General features: G+C 70.7%; 13 protein-coding genes and 1 tRNA gene. 2 read left to right on the top strand and 12 right to left on the bottom strand.

Features of this window, described 5'->3' with window-relative positions; all coding sequences use genetic code 11:
- Positions 1-294: 294 nt before the first annotated feature.
- From A4A78_RS06925 to A4A78_RS06885, 9 genes are all read right to left on the bottom strand, one after another.
- Complete coding sequence (locus A4A78_RS06925) at positions 295-4,179, bottom strand: DNA-directed RNA polymerase subunit beta' (RefSeq protein WP_062947593.1); 3,885 nt, start codon at positions 4,177-4,179, stop codon at positions 295-297.
- A gap of 117 nt (positions 4,180-4,296) precedes the next feature.
- The gene (gene rpoB, locus A4A78_RS06920; protein ID WP_062947592.1) at positions 4,297-7,785 is read right to left on the bottom strand and encodes a DNA-directed RNA polymerase subunit beta; all 3,489 of its coding nucleotides are present in this window, start codon (positions 7,783-7,785) and stop codon (positions 4,297-4,299) included.
- 585 nt (positions 7,786-8,370) lie between these two features.
- Complete coding sequence (gene rplL, locus A4A78_RS06915) at positions 8,371-8,760, bottom strand: 50S ribosomal protein L7/L12 (RefSeq protein ID WP_062947591.1); 390 nt, start codon at positions 8,758-8,760, stop codon at positions 8,371-8,373.
- A gap of 146 nt (positions 8,761-8,906) precedes the next feature.
- Positions 8,907-9,425, bottom strand: a complete 519-nt coding sequence (rplJ, locus tag A4A78_RS06910) for a 50S ribosomal protein L10 (protein ID WP_062947590.1) — start codon at positions 9,423-9,425, stop codon at positions 8,907-8,909.
- A gap of 734 nt (positions 9,426-10,159) precedes the next feature.
- On the bottom strand, positions 10,160-10,879 hold the full coding sequence (gene rplA, locus A4A78_RS06905) for a 50S ribosomal protein L1 (protein WP_062947589.1): 720 nt from the start codon (positions 10,877-10,879) through the stop codon (positions 10,160-10,162).
- Between the two features lie 5 nt (positions 10,880-10,884).
- On the bottom strand, positions 10,885-11,316 hold the full coding sequence (gene rplK / locus A4A78_RS06900; protein WP_010550349.1) for a 50S ribosomal protein L11: 432 nt from the start codon (positions 11,314-11,316) through the stop codon (positions 10,885-10,887).
- A gap of 263 nt (positions 11,317-11,579) precedes the next feature.
- Entirely contained in the window at positions 11,580-12,536 is a 957-nt protein-coding gene (gene nusG, locus A4A78_RS06895; protein WP_062947588.1) for a transcription termination/antitermination protein NusG, read from the bottom strand.
- 76 nt (positions 12,537-12,612) lie between these two features.
- A complete protein-coding gene (secE, locus tag A4A78_RS06890) occupies positions 12,613-12,879 on the bottom strand; it encodes a preprotein translocase subunit SecE (protein ID WP_062947587.1) in 267 nt (88 codons plus the stop codon).
- 62 nt (positions 12,880-12,941) lie between these two features.
- Positions 12,942-13,014: transfer RNA gene (locus A4A78_RS06885), tRNA-Trp, on the bottom strand.
- A 221-nt stretch (positions 13,015-13,235) separates the two neighbouring features.
- Between A4A78_RS06885 and A4A78_RS06880 the strand changes: the two genes are divergently transcribed.
- On the top strand, positions 13,236-14,462 hold the full coding sequence (locus A4A78_RS06880) for a pyridoxal phosphate-dependent aminotransferase (protein ID WP_062947586.1): 1,227 nt from the start codon (positions 13,236-13,238) through the stop codon (positions 14,460-14,462).
- Positions 14,459-15,508, top strand: a complete 1,050-nt coding sequence (locus A4A78_RS06875; protein ID WP_062947585.1) for an adenosine deaminase — start codon at positions 14,459-14,461, stop codon at positions 15,506-15,508. The genes A4A78_RS06880 and A4A78_RS06875 overlap by 4 nt, the downstream gene beginning before the upstream one ends.
- Before the next feature lie 91 nt (positions 15,509-15,599).
- On the opposite strand, the gene galK is transcribed toward A4A78_RS06875, so the two are convergent.
- From galK to A4A78_RS06860, 3 genes are all read right to left on the bottom strand, one after another.
- Positions 15,600-16,841: a galactokinase gene (gene galK, locus A4A78_RS06870; protein WP_062947584.1), complete on the bottom strand. Its 1,242-nt coding sequence runs from the start codon at positions 16,839-16,841 to the stop codon at positions 15,600-15,602.
- Between the two features lie 160 nt (positions 16,842-17,001).
- Complete coding sequence (locus A4A78_RS06865; protein WP_062947583.1) at positions 17,002-18,078, bottom strand: beta-propeller fold lactonase family protein; 1,077 nt, start codon at positions 18,076-18,078, stop codon at positions 17,002-17,004.
- Complete coding sequence (locus A4A78_RS06860) at positions 18,075-19,577, bottom strand: threonine/serine exporter ThrE family protein (RefSeq protein ID WP_062947582.1); 1,503 nt, start codon at positions 19,575-19,577, stop codon at positions 18,075-18,077. Before A4A78_RS06860 ends, A4A78_RS06865 begins: the two co-directional genes overlap by 4 nt.
- Positions 19,578-19,622 lie beyond the last annotated feature (45 nt).

The raw sequence follows: 19,622 nt of genomic DNA, 5'->3' as shown, positions 1-19,622 counted from the left end.
CCGTTCTTCTCCACCTGACGTAAGGGGTGAAACCGGACTTTGGGCTGGGGCCCACGAGGCCTTTACTCTCTCGTGAACCTCCGCGTCCGACAGATCACGCCGGGCCCGGTCAGAGGCCTCTTCGGCGCGACGCAGACCACTCCCCCGCCCTCCCGACGGTCCCTCGGAGGGCGTTTCCTCCGCAGGACGCCCGCAGGACGCAGGAACGCCGCGGGGCGGCCCCACCGTGTGGTGGGACCGCCCCGCGGCGTTCTCGGTCAGAGGGCGCTCAGCACCCGCTCACCGCTGCTCCGCTCACCGGAAGTCGGTGCGGAAGGGATCGGCGTAGTCGATGTCGTCGAGGTTGACCGCGCCGGTCTGGCCGAAGCCGGAGAAGTCCAGCTCGTCGTAGCCCGGCACCTGGTACATCTGCGCCTTCGCCTCCTCGGTGGGCTCGACCGCGATGCGGCGGAACCGCGACAGGCCGGTGCCCGCCGGGATGAGCTTGCCGATGATGACGTTCTCCTTGAGCCCCATGAGCTGATCGCTCTTGCGGTTCAGGGCGGCCTCGGTGAGCACCCGGGTGGTCTCCTGGAAGGAGGCCGCCGAGAGCCACGACTCGGTCGCGAGCGACGCCTTGGTGATGCCCATCAGCTCCGGACGGCCCGAGGCCGGCTGGCCGCCCTCGGAGAGGACCCGACGGTTCTCGCGCTCGAAGGTGACGCGCTCGGCGAAGTCGCCCGGCAGCAGACCGGTGTCGCCGGACTCGATAACCGTCACGCGACGGAGCATCTGGCGCACGATGACCTCGATGTGCTTGGCGTGGATGTCCACGCCCTGGGAGATGTACACCTTCTGGACCTCATCCACGAGGTGCTGCTGCACCTTGCGGGGGCCGAGGATGCGCAGCACCTGCTTGGGGTCGACGGAGCCCTGGGTGAGCTGCTGGCCGACCTCGATGTGGTCGCCGTCGGCGATCAGCAGGGTGACGCGCTTGGAGACGGTGTAGGTGACCTCGTCCGAGCCGTCGTCCGGCGTGACCGTGATCCGACGCTGCTTGTCGTTCTCCTCGATCGCGGCGCGGCCGGAGAACTCGGAGATCGGCGCGAAGCCGGCCGGGGTGCGGGCCTCGAACAGCTCCTGCACACGCGGCAGACCGTGCGTGATGTCGCCGTCGGCGCTGGCCACACCACCGGAGTGGAAGGTACGCATGGTCAGCTGCGTGCCGGGCTCGCCGATGGACTGGGCCGCGACGATGCCGACGGCCTCGCCGATGTCGACCAGCTGGCCGGTCGCGAGCGACTTGCCGTAGCACTGGGCGCAGGTGCCCACCGCCGAGTCGCAGGTCAGCACGGAGCGGATCTTCACCTCGCGCACGCCCGCCTCGACGAGCTGCTCGATGACCGCGTCGCCGAGCTCGGTGCCCGCCGGCGCCGCCTCGGTGCCGTCGGCGCCGATCGCGGCGGTCGCGAGGACACGGCCGTAGACCGTGGACTCGGCGTGCTCGTGCGTACGCAGCACGCCGCCCTCCTCGACCGCGATCGGGAGCACGAGGCCCTTGGTGGTGCCGCAGTCGTCCTCGCGGACGATGACGTCCTGGGAGACGTCGACCAGACGACGGGTCAGGTAGCCCGACTGGGCGGTCTTCAGCGCCGTGTCCGCCAGGCCCTTGCGGGAGCCGTGCGAGGCGACGAAGTACTCCAGGACCGAGAGCCCCTCCTTGTAGTTGGAGAGGATCGGGCGCGGGATGATCTCGCCCTTCGGGTTGGTCACCAGGCCCCGCATGCCGGCGATCTGGCGGATCTGCATCCAGTTGCCTCGGGCGCCGGAGTCCACCATGCGGTAGATGGTGTTGGTCGACTCGAAGTTCGCCCGCATCGCCTGGTCGACCTCGTTGGTCGCCTCGGTCCAGATGTCGATGAGCTCCGCGTTGCGCTCGGACTCGGAGATGAGGCCGAGGTCGCGGTTCTCCTGGACCTGGGCGGCCTTCGCCTCGTGCTTCGCGATGATCTCCGCCTTGCCGGGCGGGGTCACCACGTCGGACAGCGCGAAGGACGCGCCCGAGCGGGTGGACCACGAGAAGCCGTAGGCCTTCAGCGCGTCGAGGGACGCGGCGACCTGGCCCTTGTCGTAGCGCTCGGCGAGGGCGTTGACGATCCCGCCCAGGCGCTTCTTGCCGACCTGGCCCTGCACGAAGGGGAAGTCCTCCGGCAGCGTCTCGTTGAAGTACACCGCGCCGAGGGTGGTGGTCAGGGTGATCGGGTCGCCCTCGGTCCAGCCCTCGGGGGCCTCCCAGTCGCTCGGCGGGACGATGTCCTCGAAGCGGAGGGAGACGGGCGCGTTCAGGTGCAGCTCGCCGCGGTCGAAGGCCATGATCGCCTCGGCCACGGAGGAGAAGGAGCGACCCGCGCCCTCGACGTCCTCGCGCACCGTGGTGATGTGGTACAGGCCGATGATCATGTCCTGGGCGGGCATGGTGACCGGACGGCCGTCGGACGGCTTGAGGATGTTGTTCGAGGACAGCATCAGGATACGGGCCTCGGCCTGCGCCTCCGCCGACAGCGGCAGGTGCACGGCCATCTGGTCGCCGTCGAAGTCCGCGTTGAAGGCGGCGCACACCAGCGGGTGCAGGTGGATCGCCTTGCCCTCGACGAGCTGCGGCTCGAAGGCCTGGATGCCCAGGCGGTGCAGGGTCGGCGCACGGTTCAGCAGCACCGGGTGCTCGGTGATGACCTCCTCGAGCACGTCCCAGACCTCGGGGCGGGCGCGCTCGACCATGCGCTTGGCGGCCTTGACGTTCTGGGCGTGGCTGAGCTCGACCAGGCGCTTCATGACGAAGGGCTTGAACAGCTCCAGCGCCATGCCCTTGGGCAGACCGCACTGGTGCAGCTTCAGCTGCGGGCCGTTCACGATCACGGAGCGGGCGGAGTAGTCCACGCGCTTGCCCAGCAGGTTCTGACGGAAGCGGCCCTGCTTGCCCTTGAGCATGTCGGAGAGCGACTTCAGCGGACGGTTGCCGGGGCCCGTGACCGGGCGGCCGCGACGGCCGTTGTCGAACAGCGAGTCGACCGACTCCTGCAGCATGCGCTTCTCGTTGTTCACGATGATCTCGGGGGCGCCGAGATCCAGCAGCCGCTTGAGGCGGTTGTTGCGGTTGATCACGCGACGGTACAGGTCGTTGAGGTCGGAGGTCGCGAAGCGGCCGCCGTCCAGCTGCACCATCGGGCGCAGGTCCGGCGGGATGACCGGGACCGCGTCCAGCACCATGCCGACGGGCGAGTTGGTGGTGGTGAGGAAGGCGGAGACGACCTTGAGGCGCTTGAGCGCACGGGCCTTCTTCTGTCCCTTGCCGGTGGCGATGACCTCGCGCAGCGTCTCCGCCTCGGCCTCGAGGTCGAAGTCGGCGAGACGACGCTGGATCGCCTCGGCGCCCATGCCGCCCTCGAAGTAGGTGCCGTAGCGCAGCTTCATCGCGCGGTAGAGCTGCTCGTCGCCCTCGAGGTCGGCGACCTTGAGGGTCTTGAAGCGCTCCCACACGCGGGTGATGCGGTCGACCTCCGCGTCGTACTTCTTGCGGATCTGGGCCTGCTCGCGCTCGGAGGAGTCGCGGACCTTGCGCTTCGCGTCGGCCTTGGCGCCCTCCTCCTCGAGCTGGGCGAGGTCCTTCTCCGCGGTGACGGCGCGCTGGTTGATCGCGGCGTCGCGCTCGTTCTCGAGCTCCTTGACCTCGAGGTCGAAGCGGGCCTGCAGATCGGGCATGTCGTCGTGGCGGGCCTGCTCGTCCACGTCGGTGATCATGTACGCCGCGAAGTAGATGATCTTCTCGAGATCCTTCGGGGCCAGGTCCAGCAGGTAGCCGAGACGGCTCGGCACGCCCTTGAAGTACCAGATGTGGGTGACGGGGGCCGCGAGCTCCACGTGGCCCATGCGCTCACGGCGCACGGAGGACTTGGTGACCTCCACGCCGCAACGCTCGCAGACGATGCCCTTGAAGCGGACGCGCTTGTACTTGCCGCAATAGCACTCCCAGTCCCGGGTGGGACCGAAGATGCGCTCGCAGAACAGGCCGTCCATCTCGGGCTTCAGGGTGCGGTAGTTGATGGTCTCGGGCTTCTTGACCTCGCCGTGGGACCAGCCGCGGATGTCATCGGCGGTCGCGAGGCCGATGCGCAGCTCATCGAAGGTGTTGACGTCGAGCACAGGTGTCCTTCTCTCGATCGGAAGTCGTGGTGTCTGAGGGAACGGGGGTCGAGGGCGGGGCCGGGAGGGTCGTCGGCGGCGCGGGGCGGCCGACGGGACCTCCCGGTCCCCCGTCCGTCAGACCTCTTCGATGGAGCCGACGCCCTCGTGGGGTCGGCGGGACAGGTCGATGCCGAGCTCCTCCGCGGCGCGGAAGACCTCCTCGTCGCTCTCCTGGACCTCCTGGGCGGTGCCGTCGCTGGACAGCACCTCCACGTTCAGGCACAACGACTGCATCTCCTTGAGCAGCACGCGGAAGGACTCCGGGATCCCGGGCTCGGGGATGTTCTCGCCCTTGACGATCGCCTCGTACACCTTCACGCGGCCCGAGATGTCGTCGGACTTGATGGTCAGCAGCTCCTGCAGGGCGTAGGCGGCGCCGTAGGCCTCCAGGGCCCACACCTCCATCTCGCCGAAGCGCTGGCCGCCGAACTGGGCCTTACCGCCCAGCGGCTGCTGCGTGATCATCGAGTACGGACCGGTCGAGCGGGCGTGCAGCTTGTCGTCCACCAGGTGGTGGAGCTTCAGCATGTACATGTAGCCCACGGAGATCGGGTCCGGGAACGGCTCGCCGGAGCGGCCGTCGAACAGGCGCGCCTTGCCGTTCTCCTTGACCATCCGCTCGCCGTCGCGGTTGGGCAGGTGGTTGGCGATCAGGCCGGTGACCTCGTCGGCCGTGAGGCCGTCGAAGACCGGGACCGCGACCGGGGTGCCGGGCTCGCCGTGCAGCGCGGACTCGGGCAGGTCCGCGGCGGTCGGGTCCTCGGGATCGAGCTCCCAGCCGGACTTCGCGACCCAGCCGAGGTGGGTCTCCATGACCTGGCCGATGTTCATTCGGCCGGGCACGCCCATCGGGTTGAGGATGATGTCGATCGGGGTGCCGTCCTCCAGGAACGGCATGTCCTCGACCGGCAGGATCTTCGCGATGACGCCCTTGTTGCCGTGGCGGCCGGCGAGCTTGTCGCCGTCAGTGATCTTGCGCTTCTGGGCCACGTAGACGCGGACCATCTCGTTGACGCCGGTGGGGAGGATGTCCCCGTCCTCGTCGTCGGTGAAGACGCGCACGCCGATGACGGTGCCGGACTCGCCGTGCGGGACGCGCAGCGAGGTGTCGCGCACCTCGCGGGCCTTCTCGCCGAAGATCGCGCGCAGCAGGCGCTCCTCCGGGGTCAGCTCGGTCTCGCCCTTCGGGGTCACCTTGCCGACCAGGATGTCGCCCGGCTCGACCTCGGCGCCGATGCGGATGATGCCGCGCTCGTCGAGATCGGCCAGCACGTCGTCGCCGACGTTCGGGATGTCCCGGGTGATCTCCTCCTTGCCGAGCTTGGTGTCGCGGGCGTCGACCTCGTGCTCCTCGATGTGGATCGAGGTGAGGACGTCGTCCTGGACCATGCGCGAGGACAGGATGATGCCGTCCTCGTAGTTGTGGCCCTCCCACGACATGAACGCGACCAGCAGGTTCTTGCCGATGGCGAGCTCGCCCTGGTCGGTCGAGGGGCCGTCGGCCAGGATGGAGCCGGCCTCGACGCGGTCGCCCTCGTCGAAGAGGACGCGCTGGTTGTAGGAGTTGCCGGCGTTGGAGCGCTGGAACTTCCCGATCGGGTAGGTCTGACGGGTGCCGTCGTCGGCCATGACCATGATGAGGTCCGCCGAGAGCTCCTCGATGACGCCGCCCTTCTGCGCGACGACCACGTCGCCCGCGTCCACCGCGGCGCGACGCTCCATGCCGGTGCCGACCAGCGGCATCTCGGAGCGCAGCAGCGGCACGGCCTGGCGCTGCATGTTCGAGCCCATGAGCGCACGGTTGGCGTCGTCGTGCTCGAGGAAGGGGATCATCGCGGTCGCGACGGAGACCATCTGACGTGCGGAGACGTCCATGTAGTCCACGTCCGAGATCGGCACGAGGTCGGGCTCGCCGCCGGGGAGGCGCACGAGCACCTCGTCGGCGAGGAAGTGGCCGTCCTCGTCGATCTTCGCGTTCGCCTGGGCGATGATGTGGCGATCCTCGTCGTCCGCGGTGAGGTAGACGATCTCGTCGGTCACGACGGAGTCGACGACCTTGCGGTACGGGGTCTCCACGAAGCCGAAGGGGTTGATGCGGGCGAAGGTCGCCAGCGAGCCGATCAGGCCGATGTTCGGACCCTCGGGGGTCTCGATCGGGCACATGCGGCCGTAGTGGCTCGGGTGGACGTCACGGACCTCCATGCCCGCACGGTCGCGGGAGAGGCCGCCCGGGCCGAGCGCCGAGAGGCGACGCTTGTGGGTCAGGCCCGACAGCGGGTTGTTCTGGTCCATGAACTGCGAGAGCTGGGAGGTTCCGAAGAACTCCTTGATCGCCGCGGTGACCGGACGGATGTTGATCAGCGTCAGCGGGGTGATCGCCTCGACGTCCTGCGTGGTCATGCGCTCGCGGACGACGCGCTCCATGCGGGACAGGCCCGTGCGGACCTGGTTCTGGATCAGCTCGCCGACGGCGCGGATGCGACGGTTGCCGAAGTGGTCGATGTCGTCGGTCTCGACGCGCACCGGACGGTCGTCGACGCTCGTGTACTCGGAGACGCCGTCGTGCAGGGCGACGATGTACTTGATGGTCGCGACGATGTCCTGCAGGCGCAGGGTCGACTCGGAGAGGCTGCCCTCGAGGCCGAGCTTCTTGCCGATCTTGTAGCGGCCGACCTTCGCCAGGTCGTAGCGCTTGGCGTTGAAGTAGAGGTTGTTCAGCATCGCCTCGCCCGCATCGCGCGTGGGCGGTTCGCCCGGGCGCTGCTTGCGGTAGATGTCGATGAGGGCCTCGTCCTGGGAGGCGATGCGGTCCTTCTCGAGGGTGGAGCGCATCGACTCGAACTCGCCGAACTCCTCGAGGATGTCGCTGTGGGACATGCCGAGGGCCTGGAGCAGGGTCGTGACGGACTGCTTGCGCTTGCGGTCGATGCGCACGCCGACCTGGTCGCGCTTGTCGACCTCGAACTCGAGCCAGGCGCCGCGCGAGGGGATGACCTTGGCGGAGAAGATGTGCTTGTCCGAGGTCTTGTCGATCGACTCCTCGAAGTACACGCCCGGGGAGCGGACGAGCTGCGAGACGACGACGCGCTCGGTGCCGTTGATGATAAAGGTGCCCTTGTCGGTCATGAGCGGGAACTCGCCCATGAAGACCGTCTGGGTCTTGATCTCACCGGTCTCGTTGTTCATGAACTCCGCGATGACGTACAGCGGAGCCGCGTAGGTGAGGTCCTTCTCCTTGCACTCCTCGACCGTGTACTTCGGGTCGTCGAAGGTGTGGTCGCGGAACGACAGCGACATGTTGCCGGCGAAGTCCTCGATCGGGGAGATCTCCTCGAGGATGTCCGCGAGACCGGAGGTCTGCGGCACGTCCTCACGGCCGGCGGCGGCGGCCTCGGCCGCACGCTCCTGCCAGCGCTCGTTGCCCAGCAACCAGTCGAACGAGGTGGTCTGCAGACTCAGCAGATCCGGGACCTCGAGAGGGTCGCCGAGCTTCGCGAAGGTGACGCGAGGGGAGGCGGTGCGAAGTGCGATGTCGGTGGTGCGATCGGTGCTCGAGGCAGCCAAAGGGGGGTCCTTCCACAGGCCGATGACGGAATCCCAGGCGCGGCGAACACCCGTCGGGCGGTGGAGCAGACGATGTCGAGGTCAGGCGACGGAACCCACGGGAGACGCGCAGCGCAAGGACCAAGCATACACAAAATCGCGGATGGAGACAAGGCCCCCGAAGAGGCTCCTCCATCCGCGTCGGCCGCTATATGCCTGGCGCGGGGTTCTCGTCGGCGCGTCCTGCCCGTCTGTCTCGACCGGCCCGGCGGTGTCATCACACCGGGCGCGTGCGGCAGGATCAGCCCCGTACGGGAAAAAGTGTGGACGGAAATCGTCCCGCAGTCAAGCAGGCGGGGCCCGTGGCGGGGTGTCGGGCCATGTCAGAGGCGATTCCTCAGAGCCTCGCGCAGGGATCGTGCCGGCGCTGCGCCCCGATGCCGCGGGCCCAGGAGCCGGCCGAGCACGGGCCGGCACCGCGTCCGTGCGCGCCGCCTCCCGTCCCCCGGGCATGCGGAAGGGCCGCCCCGCGCGATGCGGGACGGCCCTTCCAGGGGCAGTGCGACTGCCGTCAGGTGAGGCGCACGCCGAGGCGTGCGCCGGAGATCACTTGACGGAGACGGTCGCGCCGGCCTCCTCGAGCTTCGCCTTGGCGGCCTCGGCGTCCTCCTGCTTGACACCCTCGAGGACGGGCTTGGGGGCCTCGTCGACGAGCGCCTTGGCCTCCTTCAGACCGAGGGAGGTCAGGCCGCGCACCTCCTTGATGACGGCGATCTTCGCGGAGCCGGCCGACTCGAGGATGACGTCGAACTCGGTCTTCTCCTCCTCGGCGGCGGCCTCGCCACCGCCGGCGGCGGGAGCGGCACCGGCGACGGCCACGGGGGCGGCGGCGGTGACGTCGAAGACGTCCTCGAACTGCTTCACGAACTCGGAGAGCTCGATGAGGGACATCTCCTTGAAAGCTTCGATGAGCTCGTCGTTGCTGAGCTTCGCCATGAGGGCGTTCCTTCCTGTAGGCGGGACCTGCGTCCCTGCGGTGTTGAGCGGCGCTCACGCGCCGGGTCTTGCGATCCGGATGCTCCGACGGGGCAGCCGGGGGACAGCGCTGTGGCTGTGGTGCGGAAGCCGGTGAGCCGGGAGGCTCAGGCGGCTTCCTGCTTGGCCCGCAGCGCGTCCACGGTGCGCGCCGTCTTGGACAGCGGTGCAGCGAACACTGCGGCGGCCTTGGACATCGACGCCTTCATGGCGCCGGCGGCCTTGGCCAGCAGGACCTCGCGGGACTCGAGGTCCGCGAGCTTCTGGACGTCCTCCTGCGAGAGCAGCTTGCCCTCGAAGTAGCCGGACTTGACCACGAGGCTGTCGTGGGTCTTGGCGAAGTCACGCAGAGCCTTCGCAGGCTCCACCGGCTCGCCCTTGATGAAGGCGATCGCGGTCGGCCCGCTGAGCGTGCCGTCGAACACGTCGATGCCGGCCTCGCGGGCGGCGATCTCCGTGAGCGTGTTCTTCACCACGGCGTAGGTCGTCTCGGAACCCAGCGCACGACGGAGCTCCTTGAGCTCCCCCACGCTGAGCCCGCGATACTCGGTGATGACGGCGGCGTCGGACTCGCGGAACATGTCCGCGATCTCCGCGACGGCGTCCACCTTCTCGGGATTCGCCATGGCCCTCCTTCCAGAGGTCTCTCGCCACCGGGTGAAGGGCCCTGGAACAGGAAAAGGCCTCGACACGCAGGTGTCGAGGCCAGCACGCACGATCCGGCTCCCCGGGAGCAACTGCTCCGCGGAGGGCGCGACCGTGCGGGTCGCGTTCGTTCACCTGCGCAGGCCGTCCCGTGGGGACTTCTTCGGTCGCTCTCCGGGTGGAGGGCGACGACCGGCGGTCTTCGGTAGGTCCAGAGTAGTGCAGGGACGGGTGTGCGCGCCACGGTGCGGGCGGCGGTCTCCGTCACAATCCGGCGACGAGCGGGGCATCGAGCGTGCAGCGCCTCGCTCCCCCACCGCCGGCGGATCGACGTCCCGTGCCGCCGGCTCCGCAACGGCGCACAGCACGGGGAGTGGCCGAGTTGATCGACGAGACGTACCAGTGAAGCGGTACCGGACGTCGAACAACTCCCCTGCCGGTGGCGAAGCGCCTCGCGAAGCAGCCAGCGGCCGAGTTGATCGACGAGACGTACCAGTTAAGCGGTACCGGACGTCGAACAACTCCCCTGCCGGCTCCGCTGCGGTGCGGGGGGGGGCGCCCCGCGAAGCGGACAGGGGCGCAGTTGTTCGACGATCCGTTCCACTTCCCTGGTACGGATCGTCGAAGAGCTTCCGGGCTCGACGCCCGACACAGCACGGCGCCCCGCCCACCTGAGCGGTGGGCGGGGCGCCGAGATGCGAGGAGGTGAGGAGGCTCAGGCCTCGTCGGTGTCCTCGAGGAGGTTGCGGGTGCGGTTCACGTCGACCGGGATGCCGGGGCCCATGGTGGTGGACACGGTGATCTTCGTGATGTAGCGGCCCTTGGACGCGGACGGCTTGAGACGGAGGATCTCGTCCAGCGCCGCGACGTAGTTCTCGACGAGCTGCTTGTCGGTGAAGGAGACCTTGCCGACGATGTAGTGCAGGTTCGCCGCACGGTCGGTGCGGAACTCGATCTTGCCGCCCTTGATGTCGTTCACGGCCTTGGTGACGTCCATGGTCACGGTGCCGGTCTTGGGGTTCGGCATGAGGCCGCGGGGGCCGAGCACGCGGCCCAGCTTGCCGACCTTGCCCATCAGGTTCGGGGTGGCGACGGCCGCGTCGAAGTCGGTCCAGCCGCCGGCGACCTTCTCGATCAGGTCGTCGTCGCCGACCTCGTCGGCGCCCGCCGCGAGAGCAGCCTCGGCCTGCGCGCCGGACGCGAAGACGATGACGCGGGCGGTCTTGCCGGTGCCGTTGGGCAGGTTGACGGTGCCGCGCACCATCTGGTCCGCCTTGCGGGGGTCGACGCCGAGACGCATCGAGACCTCGACGGAGGCGTCGAACTTCGCCGGGCTGGACTTCTGCGCGAGGCGCAGGGCGTCCAGCGGGGAGTACGCGCGGCCCTCTTCGATCAGAGCGGCGCCGTTCTTGTAAGCCTTGCTACGGAATGCCATCGTTCTCAGCCCTCCACCGTGATGCCCATGGAACGAGCGGTGCCCTCGACGATCTTCGCCGCGGCCTCGATGTCGTTCGCGTTCAGATCAGGCATCTTGGTCTCCGCGATCTCGCGGACCTGAGCCTGGGTGATCTTGCCGACCTTGTCGGTGTGCGGGACGGCCGAGCCCTTCTGGAGGCCGGCGGCCTTCTTGATGAGCTCCGCCGCCGGCGGGGTCTTCGTGATGAAGGTGAACGAGCGGTCCTCATAGACCGTGATCTCGACGGGGATGATGTTGCCACGCTGATCGGCGGTGCGATCGTTGTAGGCCTTCACGAACTCCATCATGTTCACGCCGGCAGCGCCGAGCGCGGGACCCACGGGCGGCGCAGGGGTGGCCTGGCCGGCCTGGATCTGGAGCTTGATGATGCTCGCGATCTTCTTCTTGGGAGCCATTGCTCTTCCTTACTGTGGTGTGGTCCGGGCGGAGCTCATCACGCGCTCCTCCCACTGCAGGACCCGCGCCCCGAGGGGCACGGATCCGGGATGCGACGTTACCTGCACGTCGCGGCGGCGTCGACCTCGATCGGGCGTGATCTCGGTCGTACTCCCCCACCGGGGAGCCCGCCCGGCCGGAGCCGGACGCGCCGCGGGGATTCGGGGCGGACGCGGGCGAGGGGCCGCGCGCCCGAGGGCCCGCACGAGGCGGACCGGGCTGCTCAGATCTTGGCGACCTGGTCGAAGCCGAGCTCGACCGGGGTCTCGCGGCCGAAGATCGACACGAGCACCTGCAGCTTCTGGGCCTCGGCGTGGATCTCGGAGATCGTGGCCGGCATGGTCTCGAAGGGACCGTCCATGACGGTGACGGACTCGCCGACCTGGAAGTCGGGGACCTTCTGCGCGGCCGCGGGCTTCGAGGAGGAGCCGGACGAGCCGGAGGAGCGCTTCTTCTCGGGCAGGCCGACGGACGGCGCGAGCATCGAGAAGATCTCGTCGAAGGTGAGCGGGGTGGGCTCGGTCGCATTGCCGACGAAGCCGGTCACGCCGGGGGTGTCGCGCACGACGCGCCAGGACTCGGTGGTCAGGTCCATGCGCACCAGCACGTAGCCGGGGATGCGCACGCGGCGGACGATCTTCTTCTGGCCGTTCTTGACCTCGGTCGCGTCCTCCATCGGGACCTGGACCTCGAAGATGAACTCCTCCATGTCCATGGTCTCGGTGCGCGTGGCGAGCTGGGTCTTCACGCGGTTCTCGTGCCCGGAGTAGGAGTGGATGACGTACCACTCGCCGAGCGCGGAGCGCAGGTGCATGCGCAGCTGCTGGACCGGGTCCTCCTCGGGCTCCTCGGCCGCGGGCGCGTCGACGGCGTCCTCGGCGACCGGGGCCTCGTCGGCGTCGGCGAGCTCGTCGGCGTCGGCAGGCTCGTCGGAGTCGTCGGCCTCGGAGTCGTCTGCGATCGCCTCGTCGACGACGGGCGCCTCGGCGCTCTCGTCGTCGGCCGGCGCGGCGTCGTCGGAGAGCTCAGCGCCCTCGTCGAGCTCGGCGCCCTCGGCCGCGGTCTCCTCGGCGGCGACGTCCTCGCCCGCGGCCTGGCCGGTCGGGGCCGAGGCGGAGAAGGAGAGGGTGTCGTCGACGTCGTCGAAGGACTCGTCGGGGGTAGAGGTCGTCTCGCTCATCGGCGGGAACCTGCCTTCCTGGCTGCGGTGGACTGGTCGGTCACAGGGCTGTGCGAGGTGCGGATCAGGCGCCCGCTCACACGTCGGGGACCGTGAAGGCGATCCGCGAGATCCAGCTGAAGGCGGCGTCGAGCCCGAAGATCAGCAGGATCATGAAGGCGACGAACAGCAGCACCGTGATCGAGTACAGGATCAGCTCGCGCCTGCTGGGGACGACCACCTTGCGCAGCTCGGCGATCACCTGGCGGATGAACAGACCGATGGCCAGGAACGGGTTCTTCGACCCGGAGCCCTGGACGTCACCGGTGCGCGGTGCCGACGGGGCGTTCTGGCTGGAGTTCACAGGGAGCTTTCCGATCTCGTCGAGGTCATCCGCATCCGGCCGGGTGACCCCGGCCGGACCGGCAGGGCAGACAGGGCTCGAACCTGCAACCTGCGGTTTTGGAGACCGCTGCGCTACCAATTGCGCCACTGCCCTTCACGGGGACGAGCCCCGTGCGGTCGTCTCGCCCGGTCCCGGGACGTGCCCGGAGAAGCCTGAGCGATTCTGACCAGCGACCAGCATACAAGCCGATGGGGACTCGTGCGAATCGTCCCGGATCACGTCACATTCCAGCGCCTCGCGGGATCCCGGCGCACCCCCGTTCCCAAGGGACGTCCATCCTGGCGGCGCGGGACGAGCTCTGCCACGATAGTCGGGTGACCACCGACGACGCACGCACCCCCGCCACCCGTTCCCGCATCTCGCAGCGCATCGGCGCGATCGAGCCCTCCGCGACTCTCGCGGTCGACGCGACCGCCAAGGCGCTCAAGGCAGCCGGACGGCCCGTCATCGGCTTCGGCGCCGGAGAGCCCGACTTCCCCACCCCCGCGCACATCGTGGACGCCGCCGTGGAGGCCGCGCGCGATCCGCGCAACCACCGCTACTCCGCGACAGCCGGCCTGCCCGAGCTGCGCGAGGCCCTCGCCGCGTCGGTCTCGGCCACGACGTCGCTCGAGATCGACCCGGCGCAGGTGCTGGTGACCAACGGCGGCAAGCAGGCCGTGTTCCAGGCCTTCGCGACCGTGCTGGACCCGGGCGACGAGGTGCTGCTGCCCGCCCCGTACTGGACCACCTACCCCGAGGCGATCCGCCAGTCGGGCGCGACCGAGGTCCCCGTCCTGGCCGGCGCCGACCAGGGCTACGTCCCCACCGTCGAGCAGCTCGAGGCCGCCCGCACCGAGGCCACGCGCGCCCTGGTGCTGTGCTCCCCCTCGAACCCGACCGGCGCGGTGCTCTCCCCCGAGCAGGTCGAGGAGATCGGCCGCTGGGCGCTCGAGCACGGGCTGTGGGTGATCACCGACGAGATCTACCAGTCCCTCACCTACGGCGACATGCCCTTCACCTCCGTGCTGAAGGCCGTCCCCGAGCTCGCCGACACCACGATCCTGCTCGGCGGAGTGGCGAAGTCCTTCGCGATGACCGGCTGGCGGGTGGGCTGGATGGTCGGCCCGACCGACGTCATCAAGGCGGCCTCGAACCTGCAGTCCCATCTCACCTCGCACGTCAACAACATCGCCCAGCGGGCGGCGCTCGCGGCGCTGACGGGGCCGACGGAGCCCGTCGAGGAGATGCGCCGCGCCTTCGACCGGCGTCGGCAGCTGATCGTCGAGAAGCTCTCCGCGATCGAGGGCTTCACCGTGCCGACCCCGACCGGCGCGTTCTACGTCTTCCCCGACGTCTCGCAGCTGCTGGGCCGGGAGATCCGCGGCCGGAAGGTGACCACCTCGACCGAGCTCGCGACCGTGATCCTCGAGGAGGCGGAGGTCGCCGCCGTGCCGGGCGAGGCCTTCGGCGCCCCCGGCCACCTGCGCTTCTCCTACGCCCTCGGAGACGAGGACATCGTCGAGGGCATCGACCGGGTGGCCGCGCTCCTGGCGGGATGAGCCCCTCCCCCGCCGGATCGGGCCGCGACCTGCGGACCCTGCCGAAGGCGCATCTGCACCTGCACTTCACAGGCTCGATGCGTCCGACGACGCTGTGGGAGCTGGCCGCGGAGCGGGGCATGCGACTGCCCCGCTCCCTCACCGACGACGTGGCGCTGCAGGTCGAGCCCGACCGGCGCGGATGGTTCCGCTTCCAGCGCCAGTACGACACCGCCCGCGCGGTCGTCGACTCGGAGACGGCGATGCGGCGCCTGCTCCACGAGGCGGTGGAGGACGACGCCGCCGAGGGCTCGGGCCGGCTCGAGCTGCAGGTGGACCCGACCAGCTATGCGCCCTTCGTCGGCGGGATCACCCCCGCCGTCGAGATCGTCCTGGACCAGGCCGAGCGCTCCGAGGCGGTGACCGGGGTCAGCGTCGGGATCGTGGTGGCCGCCTCCCGCACCCGGCATCCGCTGGACGCCCGCATCCTGGCCCGGCTCGCGGCGCGCAGCGCCGGGAGGGTGATCGGCTTCGGGCTCTCCAACGACGAGCGGCGCGGGGACACCGAGGACTTCGCCCCCGCCTTCCGCATCGCGCGGGAGGCCGGGCTGCTGTCGGTGCCGCACGGCGGGGAGCTGCTGGGGCCCGCGCACGTGCGGGAGGTCGTCGAGCACCTGCGACCGGACCGGCTGGGCCACGGGGTGCGCGTCGCCGAGGACCCGCCCCTGCTGGAGCAGGTGGTGGCAGCCGGGATCGGATTCGAGCTCTGCCCGGCCTCGAACGCCTCCCTCGGGGTGCTCGAGCACGCCGAGGACGTGCCGCTGCGCCGGCTGATGGAGGCCGGGGCGCAGATCGCGCTCGGCGCGGACGACCCGCTGCTGTTCGGCTCGCGGCTGCTGGACCAGTACGAGATCGCGCGGCGGATCGGGCTGGACGACGCCGAGCTCGCCGACCTCGCCGCCTCCTCGATCCGTCTCTCGGCCGCTCCCACACCGGTCCGCTCCCGGCTCCTCGCGGGGGTGCAGGACTGGCTCGCGGCGCCCGCGCCCGACGACGCGACGCGCTGACGACGGTGCCGCGCCGAGGGCGGGGAGGCGCAGACGCCGGAAGCACCGACGACGGCGGGACGTCGTCAGCCGGTGGTTCCGGCGTCGCGGCTCAGCGGTCCTGGCCGGCGCCCTCCGAGGGCAGTGCCAGGAAGAACTCCGGGGCGGTGAAGCCGGCCGCGGCGAAGGCGGCGGCGATGGCCTCGGCGATCGCCTGCGCCTGCTCCGCCTCCACCAGCGCGATCGTCGAGCCGCCGAAGCCGCCGCCGGTCATGCGGGCGCCGTGCGCACCGGCCTCGCGGGCGGTGTCCACGGCGAGGTCGAGCTGCGGGACCGTCACCTCGTAGTCCTCGCGCAGCGAGTCGTGGGAGGCGTTCAGCAGCGCGCCGAGCTCCGTGACGTGCGCGCGCACCGTCCCCTCGGCGAGCAGCGCGTCGAACTCCTGCACGCGCTGGATCTCGGTGATCACGTGGCGGGCGCGGCGGCGCACGACCTCGTCGTCGATGCTCGCCAGGAGTTCCTCGAGCCGGGCCGGATCGGCGTCGCGCAGGGTCGGCACGCCGAGAGACGCGGCGGCGCGCTCGCTGTCCGCGCGGCGCGCCGTGTACTCCCCGTCGACGTGGGAGTGCTCGGCCCGGGTGTCGGTGATCAGCAGGGCGAGGCCCTGGGAGGCGAGGTCCCACGGCACCGCGCGAGTGGAGAAGTCCCGGCAGTCCAGGAACAGGGCGTGGCCCTCGCGGGAGAGGACCGAGGCGGACTGGTCGAGCCCGCCCGTGGAGGCGCCGGCGAAGTCGGTCTCGGCGGTGATCGCGGCGCGCACCCGGTCGAGCGGCGTGGTGCCCAGGGTCAGCAGCGACTCGATCGCCTCGGCGGCGGCGCACTCGAGCGCGGCCGAGCTGGACAGGCCCGCCCCGAGCGGGACCTGCCCGTCGATGAGGATGTCCATGCCCTGGGTGACGGCGCCGGAGATGAAGGGGCGCAGCGCCCAGAGCACGCCGGCGACGTAGGCGGGCCAGCCCTCGACCGCGCCGGGCTCGAGCGCGGCCGCGTCGAGGTCGAGCTCGAGGTCGTCCTGGGCGGAGCGCAGGCGCACCCGCGAGGTGGGGGTGCGGGCGGCGGCGGCGAAGCAGCGGTGCGAGATCGCCATCGGCAGGCAGAGGCCGTCCTGGTAGTCGACGTGCTCGCCGATGATGTTGACGCGGCCCGGCGCGGACCAGACCCCGTCGGGCGCGTAGCCGAAGGACTGCTCGAACCTCTCAGCGGCGCGATCGGCAGCTGCGGAGCGCTCCGGTGCGGCCGAGAGCACCGCTCCCTGCCAAGCGGGAGCGGTGCGGGAGTCAGCGGCAGCGGTCATCGGGAAGGGTCCTTCCAGGACGGGGCGAGGGCACGACGGAGCCCACCGGCCGACCGGTAGGGCGCCGGTGAGTCTAGCCGTCTCGCGGCCGCCGTCGGCAACAGGTCCGCTGCGGAGCCGCTCACGCGAGCCCCGGGAGGCCGCTCCCGGGACGCGGTCCTCAGGCCACGGGACGCACTGCGAGGCACGCGACCGACGGTGCGGGGATCGGCTCCCCGACCCGTGAGAGCTCCTCGCCGCGACGGCGCAGCACGTCGATCCGGTCGCCCTCCTGCGCGGCGACCAGCACCAGGTCGCCCCACTGGGTGAAGTGACGCGGGTGCGCGCCCACCTCGACCTCGGCCACGCGCTGCGGCCGCATCGCGTCGAGGGAGAGCAGGGAGAGGGTGTCGGGGCCGCGGTTGGCGACCAGCAGCGCGGACTCGTCGGCGACGAGCTCGATGTGGGAGAGCGCGGCGGCGGACTCGCTGCCGCTGGCCGGCATCATCGAGCGCACGGCCCAGCGGCGCGGCGCCTGCGGCATGACGGCGGGGACGGAGCGGGGCGAGGTCTCGTGGGCGCGCACGGCGGTGGCGACCATGCCGGAGAGCTCGCAGGCGATGTGGATCTGCTCGGACCCGTGGTCGGCCACGAGGTGGCGCGGCCCGTTCCCCCGGCTCAGCGAGATCTCCCCGGCGATGTCGATCATGCCGCCGGCGCCCTGGCGGTACAGCATCACGCGGTCCAGGCCGAGGTCGGGGACGGCGAGGGCCTCCGTGCCGGGCAGCGCCACGACCTGGTGCGGGTGCGGCGCCGTCTCCGCGATGCCGTCGATCAGCTCGTGGTGGTCGTCGAGGTCGATCTGCGCGGTGGGCAGGCCCTCCTCGTCCAGGCCCACCGTCGCCACGGAGCCGGAGCCGTACTGGGCGATCACGAGGGAGCGGCCGTCGCTGCCGTGGGCGAGGTGGCAGCCGCCCGCCCCGTCCAGCGCGAGGTCCGCGACGACCTCCGCCCGTGCTCCGTCCTCGTCCACGCGCAGGGTGACCACCCGCGTCGGCTCGGTCTCGAGCACCGCGTGCAGCAGGGTGCCGTCCTCGCTCCACAGCACGAAGGAGGGGTCGGGCAGGTCCACGGCGGCACGACGCTCGACGGCGAGGTCCTGCCCGTCGGACCGCAGGGCCAGCAGCTCGATGCCGCGGCCGCGGCCGGTGCCGCTGGTGGAGTAGCCGGCGACGGCCAGCAGTGCGTTCTCGGTCATGGGACCTCCTCGTCCTCGTCGCGGCGCTCCCCGCGGTCGCGGTCCACGAGATCCGCGGGGGGCTCGAGGTCGTCGAGCAGGTCCGCGTCCTCGAACAGAGCCGGTGACAGCGCCGTCATCTCTCCGGTCATCGTAGACGGCTCGATCACCGGAGTGCCGCGACGTCGCCGCATCGACCGCGTGCCGAGCGAGAGGCGGCGACGGCGCATGGTGGTGAAGGGCGAGGAGATCGCCGGGGTGTAGGCGATGCCGCTGCGGCGGAAGTAGGGCATGATCCGCGAGGAGATGAGCTGGCCGAGCACCACGCCCGCGGCGATCGCGATCGCGATCTGCGCCGCCTCGAGCAGCTCGGAGATGCCCACCGAGAGGTCGTCCTGCAACCCGAGCAGGCCGCGGTAGATCCGGCTGCCGGGCACCAGGGGTATCACCCCGGCCATGACGAAGGCGAGCGAGGGGGCGCGCACCCGGTCGGCGAGCGCGGTCGCGACCAGGCCGGTGAGGAAGGCGGCGACGCCGACGGCGACGGTGCGGTCGTGCAGCGTCCCGGCGATCAGGTGCGAGACGAGGCCCGAGCCGGCGGCGACCAGCGCGGCCATCAGCAGCAGCCGGGGCGGGGTCTGGGTGCCGACGCCGTAGCCGAGCCCCATGCCGAGCCCCGAGATCAGCACCACCAGCGCCGTCGTGATCGACAGCGGCATCGACGCGGTCACGGAGATGTCCGCGCCGATCGCGTCGGCCGCGAGCAGCCCGGCGCGCACTCCCACCACGATGCCGACGGTGAGCATGAGCGTCTCGAGCATGCGTCCCGCGGCCGTGATGTACCAGCCCGTCACCGCGTCCTGCACGGCGCTGATCGAGGAGAGCCCCGCGAGCTGCACGATCAGGCACGAGACCACGACGATCGAGGAGTTCTCGGTGGGGTCGATCGCGCTGACCCCGATCGCCGCGGCGACGGCGACGAGGCCGCCGAGCGCCTGGCTGTAGAACGGCGGGATGCTCCACCGGGCCAGCAGCTCCGCCGCCGCGATCAGCAGCCCGGCGGCGAGGGTCGCGGCGACCACGACGAGGCTGCCGGCGCCGAAGCTGAGCGCGGCCGCGCCGCCCATCACCGCGAAGCCCGCGACCACGAGCACGAGCCGGTACAGCGGCTGGCGCTGCGGTATCGCGGCGGCCCTGTGCCGGGCCTCGTCCAGCGGGAGCTCCCCGGAGAGGTACTGGTGGGAGATGTCCTCGAAGGCGGCCAGGCGCGCGAAGTCCTGGGTCCGCTCCCCTGCCGAGCGGACCCTCGTGAACGGGGTCGCGGACTCGTCGGCGAGATAGGAGATCGTGACCTCGTTGAAGGTGACCTGCACGGAGACGTTGCGCAGGCCGGACGAGCTGGTCACCCGCAGCACCGTCGCGGTGACCTCCGAGGCGGCGGCACCGTTGGTGAGCAGGCCCTCCCCGATCCTCATCGCGAGGTCGAACACGGCATGGAGCCGGGCGGAGTCGGTGGGCACGGACCGATCGTCCCACACCGCGGGCGGGCCCCGCTCCCGCCGGCG

Source organism: Brachybacterium sp. sponge (assembly GCF_001613775.1).
GTDB classification, from domain to species: Bacteria; Actinomycetota; Actinomycetes; order Actinomycetales; family Dermabacteraceae; genus Brachybacterium; species Brachybacterium conglomeratum.
The sequence above is the reverse complement of the archived record's forward strand: the minus strand, read 5'-3'. Positions and strand labels throughout refer to the sequence as shown.